This is a genomic window from Arthrobacter sp. B0490 (assembly GCF_002929355.1).
Lineage (GTDB): Bacteria > Actinomycetota > Actinomycetes > Actinomycetales > Micrococcaceae > Arthrobacter_D.
In genome coordinates, this window is record NZ_PJIR01000002.1 from 276,816 (window position 1) to 296,243 (window position 19,428).

Consider the following 19,428-nt stretch of genomic DNA (forward strand, 5'->3'; position numbering starts at 1 on the left):
GGGGCGTTAGGGTGGATCATGCGCTGGGACCCTGGACTCTACGCCCGCCATGCCGGTCATCGCGGTCGGCCCTTCTTCGACCTCGTGGGACGCATCGACCACGCCTGTCCGCGGAGCGTCGTCGATCTCGGCTGCGGACCCGGGAACCTGACGGAGGCGCTCGCGCAGCGGTGGCCCGACGCGTCGGTGCGGGGGGTCGACTCCAGCGCGGACATGATCGGGGCCGCCCGCCGCCGTCCGGCGCCGCCGAACCTGGCGTTCGAGGTGGGAGACCTCCGCGACTACCGGCCGGGCTCCGACGAGGTCGTCGTCACGAACGCGGCCCTCCAGTGGATACCCGGTCACCGCGACCTCCTGACCGCGTGGGCGGAGGCGCTCCCCGCGGGCGGGTGGATCGCGCTCCAGGTCCCCGGGAACTTCACGGCCCCGTCCCATGCCCTGATGCGCGAGCACGCGGCGAGCCCCCGGTGGGCGGACAGGCTCCGCGGCGTGCTCCGCCACGACGACGCCGTCGGGGCGCCCGCGGACTACCTGGCGCAGCTGCTGGACGCCGGGCTCGAGGCCGATGTCTGGGAGACGACGTACCAGCAGGTGCTGACGGGGGAGGACGCCGTGCTGGGCTGGGTCCGCGGGACGGCGTTGCTGCCGGTCCTGGAGGTGCTGTCGGACCAGGAGGCCGCCGAGTTCGAGGCCGGCTACGGGGAGCTGCTCCGGAGGGCGTACCCGCGGGGCGGGCACGGCACCGTGTTCGGCTTCCGGCGGATCTTCGCCGTCGGGCACCGGCCCGCCTGAGCAGAGGTCCGGACGGCCCCTCGGCGGCGGTCCGTCCAGCCGACCGTCCTACCAGCCGCGCTGCTTCCACTCCGCGAGGGAGCCCCGCTCCGCGCCCAGGGTCGTGCCCCTGCCGTGCCCGGGGTGCACGACGGTGTCGTCGGGCAGGCGGTCGAAGACCCGGGTGACGACGTCGTCGAACAGGGACGCGAACCGCTCCGGATCGCCCTGCGTGTTGCCGATCCCGCCCGGGAACAGCGAATCGCCCGTGAACAGGTGCGCGGGACCGTGCGGATCCCGGTACAGGATCGCGACGGAGCCCGGGGTGTGACCCCGGAGGTGGATCGCCTCGAGCTCGAAGCCCTCGAAGGACCCCACGTCGCCGTGCCGCAGCGGGACGTCCGTCGCGACGGCGATGTCCTCGACGTCGTCCGCCCCCGCGGCGGTGCGCGCCTTCGTGGCGTCCGCGACCTCGGCGAGCGCGCGCACATGGTCCCAGTGGGAGTGCGTCGTGATGATGAGGGCCACGCGGGTCTCGGCGTCCGTGTCCTCCTGCGCGTCCGCGAGGAGGCCGAGGATCGCCGGGGCGTCGTCGGCGGCGTCGACGAGCACCTGCGCACCGGTCGACTTCGAGGTCAGCACGTACACGTTGTTGTCCATCTCGGACACGGACAGGCTGCGGATCGTGATCTCGCTGAGGTCCTGCAGGAGCTCGGTCATGAGCACAGTGTAGGCAGGGTGCCCGGGACCCGGGCGAGCCACCCGGGCCGGGCCGCGGCGGTAGGGTCTCAGGAGGACGGGCCACCGAGGCCCTCGGACCCGCGACGGAATGGACAGAGTATGGAGCAGGGCATTCCGCGGTGGCTCAGGCTGGACGAGAAGAGCACGGTGCCGCCCTTCGAGCAGATCAAGCAGGCCGTCCTCGGCGCCGCCCACGCGGGCAAGGCTCCCGTCGGCACGCGCCTGCCGCCCGTGCGTGGACTCGCCACCCACCTCGGTATCGCCGCGAACACCGTCGCCCGGGCCTACCGCGAGCTGGAGCAGGCCGGGGTCGTCGAGACCAGGGGTCGGGCCGGCACGGTCATCGCCGCCGGAGGCGATACCGCGCGGGAGCGCGTGGCCGACGCCGCCGGCGCGTTCGCCGCCGTCGCGCACTCCGCGGGGGTCCCGGAGGCCGAAGCGGTCGCCATGGTGAGGGCGGCATTGCGCCGAGGGTGAACGGCACGCGCGGGGGCGCCGCACCAGCGCGGATCGGCGACTATTCGAATATGCTTTCGAACGGTTTTTCTCCTACAGTTATCTGGTGTCTATAGCAAATTCTCTCGAGCAGCACGCCCACAACCCGGAGCCTGCACCCCAGGATCTCTCCCGGCTGATCGTCAAGGGCGCACGCGAGCACAATCTGCGCAACGTCGACCTCGACCTCCCGCGCGACGCCATGATCGTGTTCACCGGACTCTCGGGCTCGGGGAAGTCATCCCTGGCCTTCGACACCATCTTCGCGGAGGGCCAGCGACGCTACGTCGAGTCCCTGTCCGCCTACGCCCGGCAGTTCCTCGGCCAGGTGGACAAGCCCGACGTCGACTTCATCGAGGGCCTCTCACCCGCCGTCTCAATCGACCAGAAGTCCACGAGCAAGAACCCCCGGTCCACCGTGGGCACCATCACGGAGATCTACGACTACATGCGCCTGCTCTGGGCGCGCGTCGGCCGCCCGCACTGCCCCGTGTGCGGGGAGCCCGTCGCGAAGCAGACGCCGCAGCAGATCGTCGACCAGCTCCTGGAACTCGACGAGGGCACGCGCTTCCAGGTCCTCGCGCCCGTCGTGCGCGCCCGCAAGGGCGAGTTCGTGGACCTTTTCCAGGAGCTCACCGCCAAGGGCTACTCGCGTGCCCGCGTGGACGGCAAGCTCATCCAGCTGAGCGATCCGCCGAAGCTCGGCAAGCAGTACAAGCACACCATCGAGGTCATCATCGACCGCCTCGTCGTCAAGGGCGGCATCCAGCAGCGCCTCACCGACTCCGTCGAGACCGCGCTCAAGCTCGCCGACGGTCGCGTCCTCGCCGAGTTCGTGGACCTCCCCGAGGACGACGCGAAGCGCCTCCACGCCTTCTCCGAGCACCTCGCCTGCCCTAACGAGCACCCGCTGGCGATCGACGAGATCGAGCCGCGCTCGTTCTCCTTCAACAACCCGTTCGGCGCCTGCCCGGCCTGCACCGGGATCGGCAGCAAGCTCGAGGTGGACGAGGAGCTCGTGGTCCCCAACCACGACCTGAGCCTCGCCGAGGGTGCCATCGCCCCGTGGTCGCTCGGCACGGCGACCACCGAGTACTGGACGCGCCTGCTCGAAGGGCTCGCCGCCGAGCTCAAGTTCGACGTCACCACCCCCTGGCGGAAGCTGCCCGACCGCGCCCGCGAAGCCGCGCTGTACGGCAAGGACCACAAGGTCGTCGTGCAGTACAAGAACCGCTTCGGCCGGGAGCGGAAGTACAGCACGGGCTTCGAGGGCGCCATCCAGTACATCCAGCGCAAGCACCTGGAGACGGAGTCCGACAACGCGAGGGACCGCTACGAGGAGTACATGCGGGAGATCCCGTGCCCCACCTGCGGCGGCGCACGGCTCAACCCGGCGTCGCTCTCGGTGCTCATCAACGGCCGCTCCATCGCCGAGGTCGCCGCGATGCCGATGCGCGACTGCGCCGAGTTCCTGGACACCCTCGTCCTGACGGGTCGCGAGGCGCAGATCGCCAACCAGGTGCTCAAGGAGATCCAGGCTCGCCTCACCTTCCTCCTCGACGTCGGCCTCGAGTACCTCAACCTCGAGCGGGCCTCCGGCACGCTGTCCGGCGGCGAGGCCCAGCGCATCCGCCTGGCCACGCAGATCGGGTCGGGCCTCGTCGGCGTGCTGTACGTGCTCGACGAGCCGTCCATCGGGCTGCACCAGCGCGACAACCGCCGGCTCATCGAGACCCTGACGCGGCTGCGGAACCTCGGCAACACCCTGATCGTCGTCGAGCACGACGAGGACACGATCGCCGAAGCCGACTGGATCGTCGACATCGGGCCGGGCGCGGGGGAGCACGGCGGCCAGGTGGTGCACTCGGGGCTCCTCGAGGACCTCCTCACCAACGAGAACTCCCTGACCGGCGACTACCTCTCGGGCCGCCGCAGGATCGAGATCCCGGCGAAGCGCCGCAAGATCGACCGGTCCCGGCAGCTGAAGGTCGTCGGCGCCCGCGAGCACAACCTCGTGAACGTGGATGCGACGATCCCGCTCGGGGTGCTCACCGCCGTGACCGGCGTGAGCGGCTCCGGCAAGTCCACCCTCGTGAACGACATCCTCTACAAGGTCCTCGCCAACAAGCTGAACGGCGCGAAGCAGGTCGCCGGCCGGCACAAGCGGATCGACGGCCTCGAACACCTCGACAAGGTCATCCACGTCGACCAGAGCCCCATCGGCCGCACGCCGCGGTCCAACCCCGCCACCTACACGGGCGTCTTCGACAACATCCGCAAGCTCTTCGCGGAGACGACGGAGGCCAAGGTCCGCGGCTACCTGCCGGGCCGCTTCTCCTTCAACGTCAAGGGCGGCCGCTGCGAGGCGTGCTCCGGCGACGGCACCCTGAAGATCGAGATGAACTTCCTCCCGGACGTCTACGTGCCGTGCGAGGTGTGCCACGGGGCGCGCTACAACCGCGAGACCCTCGAGGTGCACTACAAGGGCAAGACCATCGCCGACGTGCTCGACATGCCGATCGAGGAGGGCGCCGAGTTCTTCGCCGCGTTCAGCCCGATCGCGCGGCACCTGAACACGCTGGTCGAGGTGGGCCTCGGCTACGTGCGGCTCGGGCAGCCCGCCACCACCCTCTCCGGCGGCGAGGCGCAGCGCGTCAAGCTCGCCAGCGAACTGCAGAAGCGGTCGAACGGGCGGAGCATCTACGTGCTCGACGAGCCGACGACCGGCCTGCACTTCGAGGACATCCGCAAGCTCCTGCTCGTCCTGCAGGGACTCGTGGACAAGGGCAACACCGTCATCACCATCGAGCACAACCTCGACGTGATCAAGAGCGCCGACTGGGTGATCGACCTCGGACCGGACGGCGGGTCAGGCGGCGGACAGATCATCGCGACGGGCACGCCCGAGCAGGTCGCCAGGAACGAGGGAAGCTACACCGGCACGTTCCTCAAGGAGATCTTCGCCAAGGCCGTGTAGCCCGTCGTCGCCCTCCCGGATATGCCCGGGAGGGCATGCATGCCGCGCGCCCTGCCGGTGCTATGGCAAGCTTGCCCGGTGGCAAATATGCGTTCGCTGATACTCTTCGACCTCGACGGCACACTGGTCGACCCGGCGGGGGCCATCACCGGGGGCATCAGCGAGGCCCTGCGCCGCCACGGGCTGCCGGTCCCCGACGACGCAACCCTCCAGGCCATGGTCGGGCCTCCGCTCGTGCGGTCGCTCATCTCCCTCGCCGGGGTGCCCGGTTCCCGCGTGCAGGACGTCCTCGACACGTACCGTGCGGGTTACGTCGACACGGGCATGGCCCGCAGCCGGCCCTACCCCGGGATCGCCCGCTGCGTCGACGCGGTGGCCCGCGGCGGCGCTGTGGTGGCCGTCGCCACCCAGAAGCCCGAATGGCTCGCCGAGGAGCTCCTCGCCGTGCAGGGACTCCGGCACCTCTTCGCCTCCGTCCACGGGTCCCCGCGGGACGAGTCCGCGGCACCGGACGGGAAGGCAGCCATCATCCGGGCCGCCCTGGACCGGCACCCGGACGCCGCCGGCTCCGCCGTGATGGTCGGCGACCGCCGCCACGACGTCGAGGGCGCCGCCGCGAACGGCCTGCCGTGCATCGGCGTCGGCTGGGGGTTCGCCGCACCGGGTGAGCTCGAGGAGGCGGGCGCTGCCGCCGTCGTGCAGTCCGCCGACGAGCTCCTGGAGGTGCTCGGTGGGAGTCTATGACCTGACGCGCAGCACCACCCGGGGTCTCATCGCGGGGCTCTGCCGGCCCACCGTCGAAGGGCTGCACCACGTGCCCGCGGACGGCCCGTTCATCGTCGCCGCGAACCACCTCTCCTTCCTCGACAGCGTCCTCGTCCAGGCGCTCATGCCCCGGCCCGTCGCCTTCTTCGCCAAGGCCGAGTACTTCACGGGCACGGGCATCAGGGGCGCCCTCATGAAGTCCTTCTTCGAGGGTGTCGGCTCGATCCCCGTCGAACGGGGTCAGCAGGCCGCGAGCGTCCAGGCGCTGAAGACCCTCCTCGACCTGCTCGAGCAGGGAGACGGCGTCGGCATCTACCCGGAGGGGACCCGCTCACGGGACGGCAGGCTCTACCGCGGCCGCACGGGCGTCGGGTGGCTCGCGCTCACGACCGGCGCCCCCGTGGTGCCCGTGGGCCTGATCGGCACGGACGCGCTGCAGCCTGCGGGCAGGAAGGGCGTCCGACCCCAGCACTTCACCCTGCGCATCGGTCGGCCCCTCGTGTTCGCGAAGACCGGCCCCGGGCATCCCCTGCCCGCGCGGCGCAACGCCACGGACACCATCATGGACAGCATCGCCGGCCTCACCGGCCAGGAACGGGCGCCGCACTACAACCAGAGCCCCGCTACCGAGTAGTCCGCGCGACGCCGCGGCGGGCGTCAGCGGTCAGCGGAACCGCGCCGCCGGGGTCGGGGCATGTCACCGCCCGCACCTAGGATTGTAGGCGTGGCAAACCCCGTGACGTACCGTCCGAAGACCGGCGAGATCCCGCTCGATCCGGGCGTGTACCGTTTCCGCGACGAGCACGGCCGGGTCATCTACGTCGGCAAGGCGAAGAACCTCCGCTCCCGCCTGAACTCCTATTTCGCGAACCCGCAGGGCCTCCTCGCCAAGACCCGCAGCATGGTCTTCACCGCCGCGAGCGTGGAGTGGACGGTCGTGGGCAGCGAGCTCGAAGCGCTGCAGCTCGAATACACCTGGATCAAGGAGTTCGATCCGCGGTTCAACATCATGTTCCGCGACGACAAGTCCTACCCCTACCTCGCCGTCACCATGGGGGAGAAGTACCCCCGCGTCCAGGTGATGCGCGGCGACAAGAAGAAGGACACCCGCTACTTCGGGCCGTTCTACCCGGCGAAGGCCATCCGCGAGACCGTGGACACGATGATCCGCGTGTTCCCCGTCCGTACGTGCAGCGCCGGGGTGTTCAAGCGCGCCGAACGCAGCGGCAGGCCCTGCCTCCTCGGCTACATCGACAAGTGCTCGGCACCGTGCGTCGGGCGCATCAGCGCCGAGGACCACAGGGCTCTCGCCGGTGACTTCTGCGAGTTCATGTCCGGCGAGGCCAAGAAGTTCATCTCCGGGCTCGAGCGGAAGATGGCCGAGGCGGTCCAGGAGCTCGACTACGAATCCGCGGCACGCCTCCGCGACGACATCGCCGCACTCCGCCGGGTCTTCGAGCGGAACACCGTCGTGCTGAGCGAGGACACCGACGCCGACATCTTCGCGCTCAAGGAGGACGAGCTGGAGGCCGCCGCCCAGGTCTTCCACGTCCGGGGCGGACGCATCCGCGGGCAGCGCGGCTGGGTCGTGGAGAAGGTCGAGGACATGGACACCCCGGACCTCGTCGAACACCTGCTCCAGCAGGTCTACGGCGAGGGCAGCAGCAGCAACGAGCAGATCCCGCGCGAGGTCCTCGTCCCGGTGCTGCCGAGCAACTCCGACCAGATGCTCGAGTGGCTGCGCGGGCTCCGGGGTGCCCGCGTGGATGTCCGCGTCCCGCAGCGCGGCGACAAGGCCACGCTGTTGGGCACCGTGGAGCAGAACGCCGCGGAGGCGCTGCGCCTGCACAAGAGCCGCCGCGCCGGCGACATCACCACGCGGTCCACCGCCCTGCAGGAGCTGCAGGAGGCCCTCGACCTGCCCCAGCCGCTGATGCGCATCGAATGCTTCGACATCTCGCACGTGCAGGGGACCAACGTGGTGGCCTCGATGGTCGTCGTCGAGGACGGCCTGCCGCGCAAGTCCGAGTACCGCAAGTTCTCGATCACAGGGGACGCCGCACGCGACGACACGGCGTCCATGTACGACGTCATCCATCGCCGGTTCCGCAACTACCTCGCCGGGAAGGCGGGCCCGCCCCGCGACGCCGCCGCCCCCGACCCGGAGGTCGATCCCGTGGACGACGAGGCGTCGGTCCTCCCGCACCCGGCCGTGGACGAGCCGCTCGGCGCGAACGGCGGGCCGCTGAAGGACACGACGACGGCGATCACCCGCAACCGCTTCGCCTACCCGCCGAACCTCGTCGTCGTCGACGGCGGACCGCCCCAGGTGGCCGCGGCCTCCCGGGCCCTCGAGGACCTCGGGATCGACGACGTGTTCGTGATCGGCCTCGCCAAGCGGCTCGAGGAGGTGTGGGTCCAGGACAGCGAGTTCCCGGTGATCCTCCCGCGCGCCTCGGAGGGGCTGTTCATGCTGCAGCGCATCCGCGACGAGGCGCACCGCTTCGCCATCACCTTCCACCGCCAGAAACGCGGCAAGTCGATGACCGCGTCGGCGCTCGACGAGGTCGCAGGCCTCGGCCCCGCCAAGCGCAAGGCCCTGCTCAAGCACTTCGGCTCGGTGAAGAAGATCCGGGCCGCCTCGGTCGAGGAGCTCGTCGAGGTGCCGGGCGTCGGTCCGGCCCTCGCCGAGACCATCCGCACCTCGCTCGCCGTCTCCCCGGAGGACGCTCCCGCGCCCGCCGTGAACATGACCACGGGCGAGATCATCGAAGATTAGCTAGGCTGAAGGCGCGGCCGGAGGCGTCGCGGAGACCACACCAGGGCCGGCCGGAAGACCGGACGCCCCGTCGAGCCGGAACGGATGCACCACGATGACTGAGGCCACGAGCCTGACTCCGGTCGAACCCGCCGAATCCGAGCTGCTGGTGGTGACCGGCATGTCGGGGGCCGGCCGCAGCACCGCCGCGAACGCCCTGGAGGACCACGGCTGGTACGTCGTCGAGAACCTCCCTCCGCAGATGCTCACCACGCTCACCGAGCTCGTCGCGCGGACACCCGAGACCATTCCCAAGCTGGCCGTCGTCGTCGACGTGCGCGGCAAGGAGCTCTTCCGCGACATCCGGGCGTCCCTCGCGGGCCTCCGCTCGGCCGGGGTGAACTACCGGGTGCTGTTCCTCGACGCCGACGACGCCGTCCTGGTGCGCCGCTTCGAGCAGGGCCGCCGCCCGCACCCCCTGCAGGGCGACGGCCGCATCCTCGACGGGATCGCCGCCGAACGCGACGTGCTGAAGGAGCTGAAGCACTCGGCGGACGACGTCATCGACACGACCGACCTCAACGTGCACGCCCTGGCCACCAAGGTCACCGAGCTGTTCTCCGACTCCGGCCCGATCGTCCTGCGACTCAACGTCATGAGCTTCGGCTTCAAGTACGGCCTCCCGGCGGATGCAAACTACGTGGCCGACGTCCGGTTCATCCCGAACCCCCACTGGGTGCCGGTCCTGCGTCCGCAGACGGGCCTCGACGCCCCGGTCCGCGACTACGTCCTCGGGGCGCAGGGGGCCGGCGATTTCATCGAGCGGTACGTCAACGCCCTGGTCCCCGTGCTCGACGGGTACCGCCGCGAGAACAAGCACTACGCCACCATCGCGGTCGGGTGCACGGGCGGCAAGCACCGCTCGGTGGCCGTGACCGAGGAGATCGCGCAGCGCCTGGCCCAGCTGCCGGGAGTGCAGGTCGCCGCGCATCACCGTGACCTCGGACGTGAGTGATGGGAGTCCTCTCCGGGCCCCTTCCCCTCGTCCCGCCGTCCGCACGGCGGCAGGGTGACTCGGGCGGCGGACCCGCCGTCGTCGCCCTCGGCGGCGGCCACGGACTCGCGGCGTCGCTCTCGGCCCTGCGGCTCCTGACGCAGGAGCTGACCGCCGTGGTCACGGTCGCCGACGACGGCGGCTCCTCCGGACGGCTCCGCCACGAACTCGGGGTGCTGCCTCCCGGGGACCTGCGCATGGCCCTCGCCGCCCTGTGTGACGACACCGACTGGGGCCGGACGTGGCGCGACGTGATGCAGCACCGGTTCACCTCCCGCCACGGCGTCGAGAGCCCCCTGGACGACCACGCCATGGGCAACCTGCTGATCGTCACCCTGTGGGAACTGCTGGGGGATCCCGTGGCGGGCCTCCAATGGGCCGGCGCCCTCCTCGGGGCGCGCGGGCGGGTCCTCCCGATGGCCAGCGTGCCCCTGACCATCGAGGGCGACCTCCTCAGCGAGGTGCAGGGGAGCCTGCGGGTCACGACGGTCACCGGCCAGGCGAAGCTCGCCGTCGCCTCCGAGACCGGCAACGTGAGCAACATCCGGCTCCTGCCGCCCGCCGCGCCCGCCTGCAAGGACGCACTCGAGGCCATCGAGCTGGCCGACTGGGTCGTCCTCGGCCCGGGCTCCTGGTACACGTCCGTGCTGCCGCACCTGCTGCTCCCCGAACTGAGGGACGCCCTGTGCCGCACCTCGGCCAAACGGTGCCTCACGATGAACCTCAGCAACGACACCAAGGAGACCCAGGGCATGAGCGCCGTGGACCACCTCCACGTGATCTCCCGGTACGCGCCCGACTTCACGGTCGACGTCGTGCTCGCGGACCCCGCCGTGATCGCCGACCGGGACGAGTTCGAGCGGACCGTCGCCGGGATGGGAGGACGCGCCGTCTTCGGTACAGTGGGAGCTTCGACCGGAAAGCCCGTCCACGACCCGCTCCGGCTGGCGACGTCCTACAACGACATGTTTGGGGAGAACTAGGAGTGCATCTGTGGCCCTGACCGCCGACGTCAAAGAGGAGCTCTCGCACCTCGACGTCAAGAAATCCTCGGTCCGCAAGGCCGAGGTGTCCGCGCTGCTGAGGTTCGCCGGGGGCCTCCACATCATCTCGGGCAGGATCGTCATCGAGGCCGAGGTGGACCTCGCGTCGACCGCCCGCCGGCTGCGCGCGGCCATCGCCGAGGTGTACGGCCACAACAGCGAGATCATCGTGGTCACCGGGGGCGGTCTGAAACGCGGGAACAGGTACGTGGTCCGCGTAGTGCGTGACGGCGAATCCCTGGCGCGCCAGACGGGACTCCTGGACAGTCGCGGCCGCCCCGTCCGGGGGCTGCCGTCCGCCGTCGTGAACGGGTCGACGGCGGACGCCGAGGCCGTCTGGCGCGGGGCCTTCCTCGCGCACGGATCGCTCACCGAACCCGGGCGGTCCTCCTCCCTCGAGGTCACCTGCCCCGGCCCGGAGTCGGCCCTCGCACTCGTCGGCGCCGCACGGCGCCTCGACATCTCCGCCAAGGCACGCGAGGTCCGCGGCATCGACCGCGTGGTCATCCGCGACGGCGACACCATCGCCGCGCTCCTGACGCGGATGGGCGCCCATGACGCGCTCATGGTGTGGGAGGAACGCCGTATGCGCAAGGAGGTGCGTGCGACGGCCAACCGCCTCGCCAACTTCGACGACGCGAACCTGCGCCGGTCCGCGCAGGCCGCGGTCGCCGCCGGAGCGCGCGTGGAGCGCGCCCTCGAGATCCTCGGCGAGACCGTCCCCGAGCACCTGCGGTACGCGGGCGAGCTGCGCGTCGCCCACAAGCAGGCGAGCCTCGACGAACTCGGGCGTCTCGCCGACCCGCCCATGACCAAGGACGCCATCGCCGGGCGCATCCGCCGGCTGCTGGCTATGGCCGACAAGCGGGCATCCGACATCGGGATCCCGGGGACCGATGCGAATGTGACCGCGGACATGCTCGACGAGTGAAGAAATGCATAGGATGGAACAGCAAGCCCGCTTGTCATCGAGCGGAGCTGCTGCCCTCCGCACCACAGGGGCGGCGGACCGTGCGGGCACCTGAGATCACTACATGGAGGACTACGTGAGCGAATACGTACTGCCGGATCTTGACTACGACTACGCGGCCCTCGAGCCGCACATCTCGGGCCGGATCATGGAGCTCCACCACTCCAAGCATCAGGCCACCTACGTCAAGGGCGCCAACGACGCCCTCGCGCAGCTCGCCGAGGCCCGCGAGAAGGGCGAGTTCGGGACCATCCCGAAGCTCTCCAAGGACCTCGCCTTCCACGTCGGCGGGGTGATCAACCACAGCATCTTCTGGAAGAACATGTCTCCCGAGGGAGGCGACAAGCCCGACGGCGAGCTCGCCGCGGCGCTGGACGACGCCTTCGGCTCCTTCGACGCGTTCCGTGCGCACTTCACGGCCGCCGCCACCTCACTGCAGGGCTCGGGCTGGGCCGTTCTGGCCTACGAACCGCTGGGCAAGAACATCGTCATCGAGCAGCTCTACGACCAGCAGGGCAACGTGCCCGTCGGCACCGTCCCGCTGCTCATGCTCGACATGTGGGAGCACGCCTTCTACCTGGACTACGTCAACGTGAAGCCCGACTACGTCAAGGCCTGGTGGAACCTCGTGAACTGGGCCGACGTCCAGACCCGCTTCCAGGCGGCACGGACCGGCGCTTCCGTCCTCCTCACGCCCGGAGCGTAGCGTGCGCCGCGGGCGGACAGGGCAGGCTCCACGCCCACCCGTCCGCGGCAACCGGCGTCCGGGACGCGTGCCGCTCGGGCGCGCTGAGTAAGGTTGGAGCCGGGGGAGCACCCCCGCTGGTCCGGCTCCGGAACACAGCTCCCGGGGGAGCCCGCAGGACCCGATCGATTTCGGCACGAAGGTGTGCCCGGTACCAGATGTATTCGTCGCCGGAGTCACCCGAGAAGGGTCAACGAGGCGGCACCACCTATGAAGGAGATGGAAACCAGTGACTACTCGTGTTGGAATCAATGGCTTCGGCCGTATCGGACGCAACTACTTCCGCGCGGCGCTCGAGCAGGGCGCCGACCTCGAGATCGTCGCCGTCAACGACCTCACGAGTCCCGAGGCACTCGCCCACCTGCTCAAGTACGACTCCGTCACCGGGCGCCTGAAGGCCTCTGTGGAGGTCGACGGCGGCGACCTGGTGGTCGACGGCAAGCGCGTCCGCGTCCTGGCCGAGCGCGACCCGGCGAACCTGCCCTGGGCGGATCTCGGCGTCGACATCGTCATCGAGTCGACCGGGTTCTTCACGAAGGCGGCGGATGCACAGAAGCACATCGACGCCGGCGCCAAGAAGGTGCTCATCTCCGCCCCCGCGTCCGACGAGGACCTCACTGTGGTCCTGGGCGTCAACGACGGCGACTACGACCCCGAGAACCACCACATCATCTCCAACGCGTCCTGCACCACGAACTGCCTCGGCCCCCTCGCCAAGGTGCTGAACGACTCCTTCGGCATCGAGCGCGGTCTGATGACGACGGTCCACGCCTACACCGCTGACCAGAACCTGCAGGACGGCCCCCACAAGGACCTCCGCCGCGCCCGCGCCGCCGCGATCAACATGGTCCCCACCTCCACGGGTGCGGCCAAGGCGATCGGCCTCGTGCTGCCGGAGCTCAAGGGCAAGCTCGACGGCTACGCCATCCGCGTGCCGGTCCCCACGGGCTCCGCCACCGACCTGACCGTCACCGTCGGGCGCGAGGTGACCGTCGACGAGGTCAATGCGGCCTACAAGGCTGCTGCCGCCGAGGGCTCCCTCGAGGGCTACCTCTCCTACACGGAGGCCCCGATCGTCTCCTCGGACATCGTGACCGATCCGGCCTCCTGCATCTTCGACTCCGGACTGACGAAGGTCATCGGAAACCAGGTCAAGGTCGTCGGCTGGTACGACAACGAGTGGGGCTACTCGAACCGCCTGGTGGACCTGACGGAAATCGTCGCCGCCAAGCTCTCCTAGGCGGGCCCGGCCGTGGCTTACGCAACGCTCGACGATCTCCTCGCCGAAGGGGTTCGGGGACGCCGCGTCCTCGTGCGCTCCGACCTCAACGTGCCCCTCGAGGGCGAGGTGCCCTCGCTGAAGGTCACCGATGACGGCCGCGTGCGCGCGTCCCTCCCCGTTCTGCGCAAGCTGAGCGAGGCGGGCGCCGCCGTGATCGTCATGGCCCACCTCGGGCGGCCCAAGGGCGCACCCGAGGAGAAGTACTCGCTCGCGCCGGCCGTCGACGTGCTCCGGGAGCTCGCCGACTTCCCGGTGAGCCTCGCCCCCGACACCACCGGTGAGGGCGCGAGGGCCGCAGCCGCCGCCCTCGCCGACGGCGAGGTGCTCGTCCTCGAGAACGTGCGCTTCGACGCCCGCGAGACGAGCAAGGACGACGCCGAGCGCGCCGCGTTCGCCCGCGAGATGGCCCAGCTGGCCGGCGAGGACGGCGCGTACGTGGACGACGCGTTCGGCGCCGTGCACCGGCGGCACGCGAGCGTGTACGACATCGCCTCGCTGTTGCCCGCCTACCAGGGCGACCTCGTCCGCGCCGAGCTCGTGGTCCTCGAACGGCTGACGACCGACCCGCAGCGGCCGTTCGTCGTCGTCCTCGGCGGCTCGAAGGTGTCCGACAAGCTCGCCGTGATCGAGAACCTGATCGGCACCGCCGACCGGATCCTCGTCGGCGGCGGCATGGTGTTCACCTTCCTGGCCGCCCAGGGGCACGAGGTCGGCGCCAGCCTGCTCGAGGAGGACCAGATCGACACGGTCCGCGGTTATCTCGAACGCGGACCGCGGGACGGCACGCAGTTCGTGCTCCCGACGGACATCGTGGTGGCCGAGAAGTTCGCCGCCGACGCCGGGCACAGCGTCGTCGCCGCCGACGCGATCGCTGCCGGGACCTACGGTGCCTCGGGTATCGGGCTCGACATCGGACCCGTGACGGGTGCGGACTTCGCCGCGAACATCGCCGAGGCGAAGACCGTGTTCTGGAACGGCCCCATGGGCGTGTTCGAGTTCGACGCCTTCGCCGACGGCACCCGCGCGGTCGCCCAGGCCCTCACGGAGGCGCAGGCGGACGGCGCCCTGACCGTGGTGGGTGGCGGTGACTCCGCTGCGGCCGTGCGCGGTCTCGGCTTCGCCGACGACCAGTTCGGGCACATCTCGACCGGCGGCGGCGCGAGCCTCGAATACCTCGAGGGCAAGGAACTGCCCGGGCTGACCGCCCTGGCGCGCGACTAGCGGCACCCGCGCACCGGAACGGCGGGACCCGCACGGCCCAGGCCGAGCGGGTCCCGCTGCCGTACGACGACCAGCCATGGACCGACGGGTCCTGGAACGAACAGATGGAGTAGGACGATGACCACCTCGACCAACGGCGCCTTCGACCGCCGACCGCTCATCGCGGGCAACTGGAAGATGAACCTGGACCACATGCAGGGCATCACCTTCCTGCAGAAGCTCGCCTGGACCCTCGACGACGCGGGCCACGACTTCTCGCGCGTCGAGGTGTCGGTCTTCCCGCCGTTCACCGACCTCCGAGGGGTGCAGACCCTCGTGAAGGGCGACGACCTGCAGCTCGTCCACGGCGGGCAGGACCTCTCTCCCGAGGACTCGGGCGCCTACACCGGCGACATCTCGGGCCAGTTCCTCGCGAAGCTCGACTGCACCTACGTGCTGGTGGGCCACTCGGAGCGCCGCACCATCCACTCGGAGTCCGACGAGCTGCTGAACCGGAAGGTGCACGCCGCCTACCGGCACGGACTGGTGCCCGTCCTCTGCGTCGGCGAGGGCCTCGAGATCCGGCAGGCCGGGACGCATGTGGACCACACGCTCGAGCAGGTGCGCCTCGGGGTCGCCGGGCTCACGCCCGAGCAGGCCGCGTCGCTCGTCATCGCCTACGAGCCCGTCTGGGCCATCGGCACCGGCGAGGTCGCGGGCCCCGGCGACGCGCAGGAGATGTGCGCCGCCCTCCGCGCGGAACTCGCCTCGCTGTTCGACGAGACCACGGCGTCGAAGACCCGCCTCCTCTACGGTGGCTCGGTCAAGGCGGCAAGCGCGGCGAGCATCCTCCGGGAGCGCGACGTCGACGGCGTCCTCGTCGGCGGTGCGAGCCTCGATGTGTCCGAGTTTGCTAGTATTGTCAGGTTCGAACAGCATCTGGTGACAGACTAGTTCCGTGCGCCGGCCGCTTCAGGCCGCGGCTACCGAGCCTTGAAAGGGCCCCGTGGAAATCCTTCGTATCATCCTGCTCGTCCTGCTCGGGATCACCAGCCTCCTGCTGACCCTGCTGATCCTGCTCCACAAGGGGCGTGGCGGCGGTATGTCGGACATGTTCGGTGGAGGCATGACCTCGAGCATGGGGTCCTCGGGCGTGGCCGAGCGGAACCTCAACCGGTTCACCGTGGCCCTCGGGCTCGCCTGGGGGGTCGTCATCGTGGCCCTGGGCCTGATCCAGCGGTTCGCCGGGGAAGCGTAGCCCCCGTTCGACGAGACGAAGCCCCCGGTCCCTTCAGGGACCGGGGGCTTCTCCGTGGGACCGTCGGCCCGGGATTCAGTCGGACGATTCGTCGTCGTCGTGGTCGATGAGGCGGCCGGGCAGCTTCTGCGCGGCGTCCTGGTCGATCAGCCACAGGGTCTTGCTCCGGCCCCTCGCGCCTGCGGCGGGCACCTGCACCTGGCCGGCTCCCGCGAGGGCGAGGCCCACCGCGCCGGCCTTGTCGCTGCCGCTGACGGAGAGCCACACCTCCTGCGCCGTGTTGATGGCCTCGAGGGTCAGCGAGATGCGCTGCGGCGGCGGCTTCGGGGCGTCGGGTACGCCCACCGTCGTCGCGCCCTTCGTGCGGATGCCCCCCAGTTCGGGGAACAGCGACGCGACGTGCGCGTCCGGTCCCACCCCGAGCAGGAGGACGTCGAAGCGGGGGAGCCGCGGGTCCGCCTGGGCGGCGTCCGCGTCCGCCGCGAGTTCGGCCCGCGCCGCGGCGGCCAGCTGCTCCGCGTAGTCGACGGCGGCCGCGTCCTCGTCGGGGAACTCGTCCCTGGAGCCGAACTCGTGGATCTTCACCGGGTCGGCGCCGATGCGGTCGAGGAGTGCGGCGCGTGCCTGCACGGCGTTGCGGTCGGGGTCCTCGGCCCGCAGGAAGCGTTCGTCCCCCCACCAGAAGTGCACGTTGGCCCAGTCGACGGCCGTGTGCGCCGGTGACTCGGCCACCGCCTGCAGCGCCGCCGTTCCGATCGAACCCCCCGTGAGGACGACGGTCGCCGTCCCGCGGTCGCTCTGCACGTCCACGAGGCGCGTGATGAGCCTCGCCGCCACGGCCGCCGCGAGGGAGGCCTGGGACGGATGGATGCTGACTTTCGGCTCAGCGCTCACTCGTGCGCACACTCCTCAGGTTGGTACGGGCCAGGCCCTCCGTGATCACTTCTCCGAACACCTCGTCGGGGTCGAGGCGCCTCAGTTCCTCCGCGAGGCAGTCCCGCAGGCCCCGGCGGGGCAGCGAGATGCGCTGGACCGGCTGGTTCGGCTGGTGCAGCTCCGCGACGTCCTGGTCCGGCCTGTGGAGCTCGATGTCGCCGCCGCTCCTCGTCAGTCGGACGCGCTTCAGGCCCGTGCCGGCCGGGCCGGCCACGATGGTGACGGGGGCGTCGAGGGCCTTCGTCAGCCAGGCCGCGAGGAGCACCGTGCTGGGGGAGTCGGAGGCGCCCTCGACCATGACCGCCGTGATGGGCTCGTCCCCCTCGAGCTGGTCGAGGACCGCGGCGAGCTGGATACGCCAGTTGGTCAGGCGCGTCCAGGCGAGATCGGTGTCGCCGGCCGTGTACGTGCTGCTGATGTTGAACAGCGCGGCCGTCGGATCCGCCTCGTTGGCGGAGTCGGTGATCCGCCGGTGCGCGATCCCACCGATCGAGGTCTGCGAGGCCGCCTCCGGGACCCCGTGCGGCCACCAGGCCACGATCGGGGCGTCGGGCAGGAGGAGGGCCGACACGAGCGACTCGTTCTCGTCGGCGAGCTCCCCGTAGCCGTGCAGGACGACGACCTCCGAGGCCCCGGCGTCGCCGCCGACGCGGATCTGGCCGTCCAGCCGCGTCGCCTCGTCGGCCGACCCCTCCGCGAGGACGATGATGCGGCACGGGTGCTCCCGGCTCGCCTCGTTGGCGGCGTCGATGGCCTCCTCCTCGTAGCCGGACCGGGTGATGACGACGAGCGTCAGGACCCGTCCGAGCGCTACGACGCCGCCGCGGTCGCGCAGGGCCATGAGTTCCTTGGACACCCTCGAGGTGGTGGTGTCGGGCAGGTCCACGATCATGGTCGCCTCCAGGTGCGTCCGTCGGCGGCGAGCAGTGCGTCCGCCGAGGCGGGACCCCAGCTGCCCGGTACGTAGGGTTCGGGCTGGCCGTCGAGGGTGGCCCAGTGTTCCTCGAACGGGTCGAGGATCTTCCAGGAGAGCTCCACCTCCTGCTGCCGCGGGAACAGCGGCGGCTCTCCGAGGAGCACGTCGAGGATGAGCCGCTCGTAGGCCTCCGGGCTGGATTCGGTGAAGGAGTGGCCGTAGCCGAAGTCCATGGTGACATCGCGCACCTCGGCCTGGGTGCCGGGCACCTTGGACCCGAACCGGATGGTCACGCCCTCGTCGGGCTGCACGCGGATGACGACGGCGTTCTGGCCGAAGTCCTCGTCGTCGTGGGCCCGGAACAGCAGGTTGGGGGCCCGCTTGAAGACGACGGCGATCTCCGTGACGCGGCGTCCGAGCCGCTTGCCCGCCCGCAGGTAGAACGGCACCCCGGCCCAGCGGCGCGTGTTGATGTCGAGCCGGAGCGCGGCGAAGCTCTCCGTCGTGGAGTCCGCGGGGATGCCGTCCTCGTCGAGGAAGCCGTTGACCCGCTCACCTCCCTGCCAGCCGGCCTCGTACTGTCCGCGGGCGGACCGCCTCGTGAGGTCCGCCGGGAGGGTGACGGCCGCGAGGACCTTCTCCTTCTCGGACCGGAGGTGGTCGGCGTCGAACGAGATGGGTTCCTCCATCGCCGTGAGGGCGAGGAGCTGGAGCAGGTGGTTCTGGATGACGTCGCGGGCCGCGCCCACACCGTCGTAGTACCCGGCCCTGCTGCCGATCCCGATGTCCTCCGCCATGGTGATCTGCACGTGGTCCACGTAGTTGGCGTTCCACAGCGGCTCGAAGAGCTGGTTCGCGAAGCGCAGCGCCAGGATGTTCTGGACCGTCTCCTTGCCCAGGTAGTGGTCGATCCTGAACACGGCGTCCGGGGGGAAGACCTCCTCGACGATGCTGTTGAGCTCGCGCGCGGACCCGAGGTCGTGCCCGAAGGGTTTCTCGATGACCACGCGGCGCCACTGGCCGTCGTCGGGCTGCGCCAGGCCGTGCTCGGAGAGCTTCTGGCACACCGTCTCGAACGCGTTCGGCGGGATCGAGAGGTAGAACGCATGGTTGCCGCGGGCGCCCCTGCTCTCGTCCAGGCCGTCGAGGCTCTCCTTCAGCTTCTTGAAGGCCTCGTCGTCGTCGAAGTTGCCCGTGACGAAGCGGATGCCCGCCGAGAGCTGCTCCCAGACCGTCTCGTTGAACGGCGTCCGGGCGTACTGGGTCACGGACTCCCGGACCTGCTCCACGAACTCCTCGTCGCTCCACTCGCGCCGGCCGAAGCCGACGAGGCCGAAGCTGGGCGGAAGGAGCCCGCGGTTGGCGAGGTCGTAGATGGCCGGCATGAGTTTCTTCCGGGCGAGATCGCCCGTCACGCCGAACAGGACCAGGGAGGAGGGACCGGCGATCCGGTTCAGGCGCCGGTCCCTCGGGTCCCTGAGCGGATTGGCCGCTCTCGCCGTCGTACTGTCAGCCAT

General features: G+C 70.5%; 18 protein-coding genes. 14 read left to right on the forward strand and 4 right to left on the reverse strand.

Annotated elements, in window-relative coordinates:
* Window positions 1-18: 18 nt before the first annotated feature.
* On the forward strand, window positions 19-792 hold the full coding sequence (locus tag CXQ97_RS04235; protein WP_104179588.1) for a trans-aconitate 2-methyltransferase: 774 nt from the start codon (window positions 19-21) through the stop codon (window positions 790-792).
* 48 nt (window positions 793-840) lie between these two features.
* Here CXQ97_RS04235 and CXQ97_RS04240 read toward each other — a convergent pair whose 3' ends face one another.
* On the reverse strand, window positions 841-1,491 hold the full coding sequence (locus CXQ97_RS04240; protein WP_104179852.1) for an MBL fold metallo-hydrolase: 651 nt from the start codon (window positions 1,489-1,491) through the stop codon (window positions 841-843).
* A gap of 120 nt (window positions 1,492-1,611) precedes the next feature.
* On the opposite strand from CXQ97_RS04240, the gene CXQ97_RS04245 reads away from it, so the two are divergent.
* The 13 genes from CXQ97_RS04245 to secG all read left to right on the forward strand — a co-directional run bounded on the left by CXQ97_RS04245 (window position 1,612) and on the right by secG (window position 16,059).
* Complete coding sequence (locus CXQ97_RS04245) at window positions 1,612-1,989, forward strand: GntR family transcriptional regulator (RefSeq protein ID WP_181034969.1); 378 nt, start codon at window positions 1,612-1,614, stop codon at window positions 1,987-1,989.
* Window positions 1,990-2,074: 85 nt separating this feature from the next.
* On the forward strand, window positions 2,075-4,984 hold the full coding sequence (gene uvrA, locus CXQ97_RS04250) for an excinuclease ABC subunit UvrA (RefSeq protein ID WP_104179589.1): 2,910 nt from the start codon (window positions 2,075-2,077) through the stop codon (window positions 4,982-4,984).
* 87 nt (window positions 4,985-5,071) lie between these two features.
* The gene (locus CXQ97_RS04255) at window positions 5,072-5,728 is read left to right on the forward strand and encodes an HAD hydrolase-like protein (RefSeq protein ID WP_258062314.1); all 657 of its coding nucleotides are present in this window, start codon (window positions 5,072-5,074) and stop codon (window positions 5,726-5,728) included.
* Window positions 5,715-6,383: a 1-acyl-sn-glycerol-3-phosphate acyltransferase gene (locus CXQ97_RS04260; RefSeq protein WP_104179590.1), complete on the forward strand. Its 669-nt coding sequence runs from the start codon at window positions 5,715-5,717 to the stop codon at window positions 6,381-6,383. Before CXQ97_RS04255 ends, CXQ97_RS04260 begins: the two co-directional genes overlap by 14 nt.
* Window positions 6,384-6,473: 90 nt before the next feature.
* Window positions 6,474-8,528, forward strand: a complete 2,055-nt coding sequence (gene uvrC / locus CXQ97_RS04265; RefSeq protein WP_104179591.1) for an excinuclease ABC subunit UvrC — start codon at window positions 6,474-6,476, stop codon at window positions 8,526-8,528.
* 94 nt (window positions 8,529-8,622) lie between these two features.
* Entirely contained in the window at window positions 8,623-9,522 is a 900-nt protein-coding gene (gene rapZ / locus CXQ97_RS04270) for an RNase adapter RapZ (protein WP_104179592.1), read from the forward strand.
* Entirely contained in the window at window positions 9,522-10,544 is a 1,023-nt protein-coding gene (gene yvcK / locus CXQ97_RS04275; RefSeq protein ID WP_104179593.1) for a uridine diphosphate-N-acetylglucosamine-binding protein YvcK, read from the forward strand. Before rapZ ends, yvcK begins: the two co-directional genes overlap by 1 nt.
* A 10-nt stretch (window positions 10,545-10,554) precedes the next feature.
* The gene (gene whiA, locus CXQ97_RS04280; protein WP_104179594.1) at window positions 10,555-11,535 is read left to right on the forward strand and encodes a DNA-binding protein WhiA; all 981 of its coding nucleotides are present in this window, start codon (window positions 10,555-10,557) and stop codon (window positions 11,533-11,535) included.
* A gap of 115 nt (window positions 11,536-11,650) precedes the next feature.
* Entirely contained in the window at window positions 11,651-12,280 is a 630-nt protein-coding gene (locus CXQ97_RS04285; RefSeq protein WP_104179855.1) for a superoxide dismutase, read from the forward strand.
* 268 nt (window positions 12,281-12,548) lie between these two features.
* On the forward strand, window positions 12,549-13,559 hold the full coding sequence (gene gap / locus CXQ97_RS04290; protein WP_104179595.1) for a type I glyceraldehyde-3-phosphate dehydrogenase: 1,011 nt from the start codon (window positions 12,549-12,551) through the stop codon (window positions 13,557-13,559).
* Window positions 13,560-13,571: 12 nt separating this feature from the next.
* Window positions 13,572-14,822, forward strand: a complete 1,251-nt coding sequence (gene pgk / locus CXQ97_RS04295; RefSeq protein WP_104179596.1) for a phosphoglycerate kinase — start codon at window positions 13,572-13,574, stop codon at window positions 14,820-14,822.
* 117 nt (window positions 14,823-14,939) lie between these two features.
* A complete protein-coding gene (gene tpiA, locus CXQ97_RS04300; protein WP_104179597.1) occupies window positions 14,940-15,755 on the forward strand; it encodes a triose-phosphate isomerase in 816 nt (271 codons plus the stop codon).
* A gap of 52 nt (window positions 15,756-15,807) precedes the next feature.
* Window positions 15,808-16,059 (forward strand): preprotein translocase subunit SecG, encoded by a 252-nt coding sequence (gene secG, locus CXQ97_RS04305; protein ID WP_104179598.1) that lies wholly within the window; start codon window positions 15,808-15,810, stop codon window positions 16,057-16,059.
* Window positions 16,060-16,134: 75 nt separating this feature from the next.
* Here secG and pgl read toward each other — a convergent pair whose 3' ends face one another.
* From pgl to zwf, 3 genes are read right to left on the reverse strand one after another with little or no spacing between them, the layout of a single operon-like run.
* On the reverse strand, window positions 16,135-16,953 hold the full coding sequence (gene pgl / locus CXQ97_RS04310; protein WP_104179599.1) for a 6-phosphogluconolactonase: 819 nt from the start codon (window positions 16,951-16,953) through the stop codon (window positions 16,135-16,137).
* The gene (locus CXQ97_RS04315; protein ID WP_104179600.1) at window positions 16,943-17,887 is read right to left on the reverse strand and encodes a glucose-6-phosphate dehydrogenase assembly protein OpcA; all 945 of its coding nucleotides are present in this window, start codon (window positions 17,885-17,887) and stop codon (window positions 16,943-16,945) included. Before CXQ97_RS04315 ends, pgl begins: the two co-directional genes overlap by 11 nt.
* The gene (gene zwf, locus CXQ97_RS04320) at window positions 17,884-19,428 is read right to left on the reverse strand and encodes a glucose-6-phosphate dehydrogenase (RefSeq protein ID WP_104179601.1); all 1,545 of its coding nucleotides are present in this window, start codon (window positions 19,426-19,428) and stop codon (window positions 17,884-17,886) included. Before zwf ends, CXQ97_RS04315 begins: the two co-directional genes overlap by 4 nt.

Bases quoted from the DNA above. Each gene is read 5' to 3' on its own strand.
- CXQ97_RS04235 (WP_104179588.1), top strand. From the start codon at position 19: ATGCGCTGGGACCCTGGACTCTACGCCCGCCATGCCGGTCATCGCGGT.
- CXQ97_RS04240 (WP_104179852.1), bottom strand. From the start codon at position 1,491: ATGACCGAGCTCCTGCAGGACCTCAGCGAGATCACGATCCGCAGCCTG.
- CXQ97_RS04245 (WP_181034969.1), top strand. From the start codon at position 1,612: ATGGAGCAGGGCATTCCGCGGTGGCTCAGGCTGGACGAGAAGAGCACG.
- CXQ97_RS04255 (WP_258062314.1), top strand. From the start codon at position 5,072: ATGCGTTCGCTGATACTCTTCGACCTCGACGGCACACTGGTCGACCCG.
- rapZ (WP_104179592.1), top strand. From the start codon at position 8,623: ATGACTGAGGCCACGAGCCTGACTCCGGTCGAACCCGCCGAATCCGAG.
- yvcK (WP_104179593.1), top strand. From the start codon at position 9,522: ATGGGAGTCCTCTCCGGGCCCCTTCCCCTCGTCCCGCCGTCCGCACGG.
- tpiA (WP_104179597.1), top strand. From the start codon at position 14,940: ATGACCACCTCGACCAACGGCGCCTTCGACCGCCGACCGCTCATCGCG.
- CXQ97_RS04315 (WP_104179600.1), bottom strand. From the start codon at position 17,887: ATGATCGTGGACCTGCCCGACACCACCACCTCGAGGGTGTCCAAGGAA.
- zwf (WP_104179601.1), bottom strand. From the start codon at position 19,428: ATGGCTGACAGTACGACGGCGAGAGCGGCCAATCCGCTCAGGGACCCG.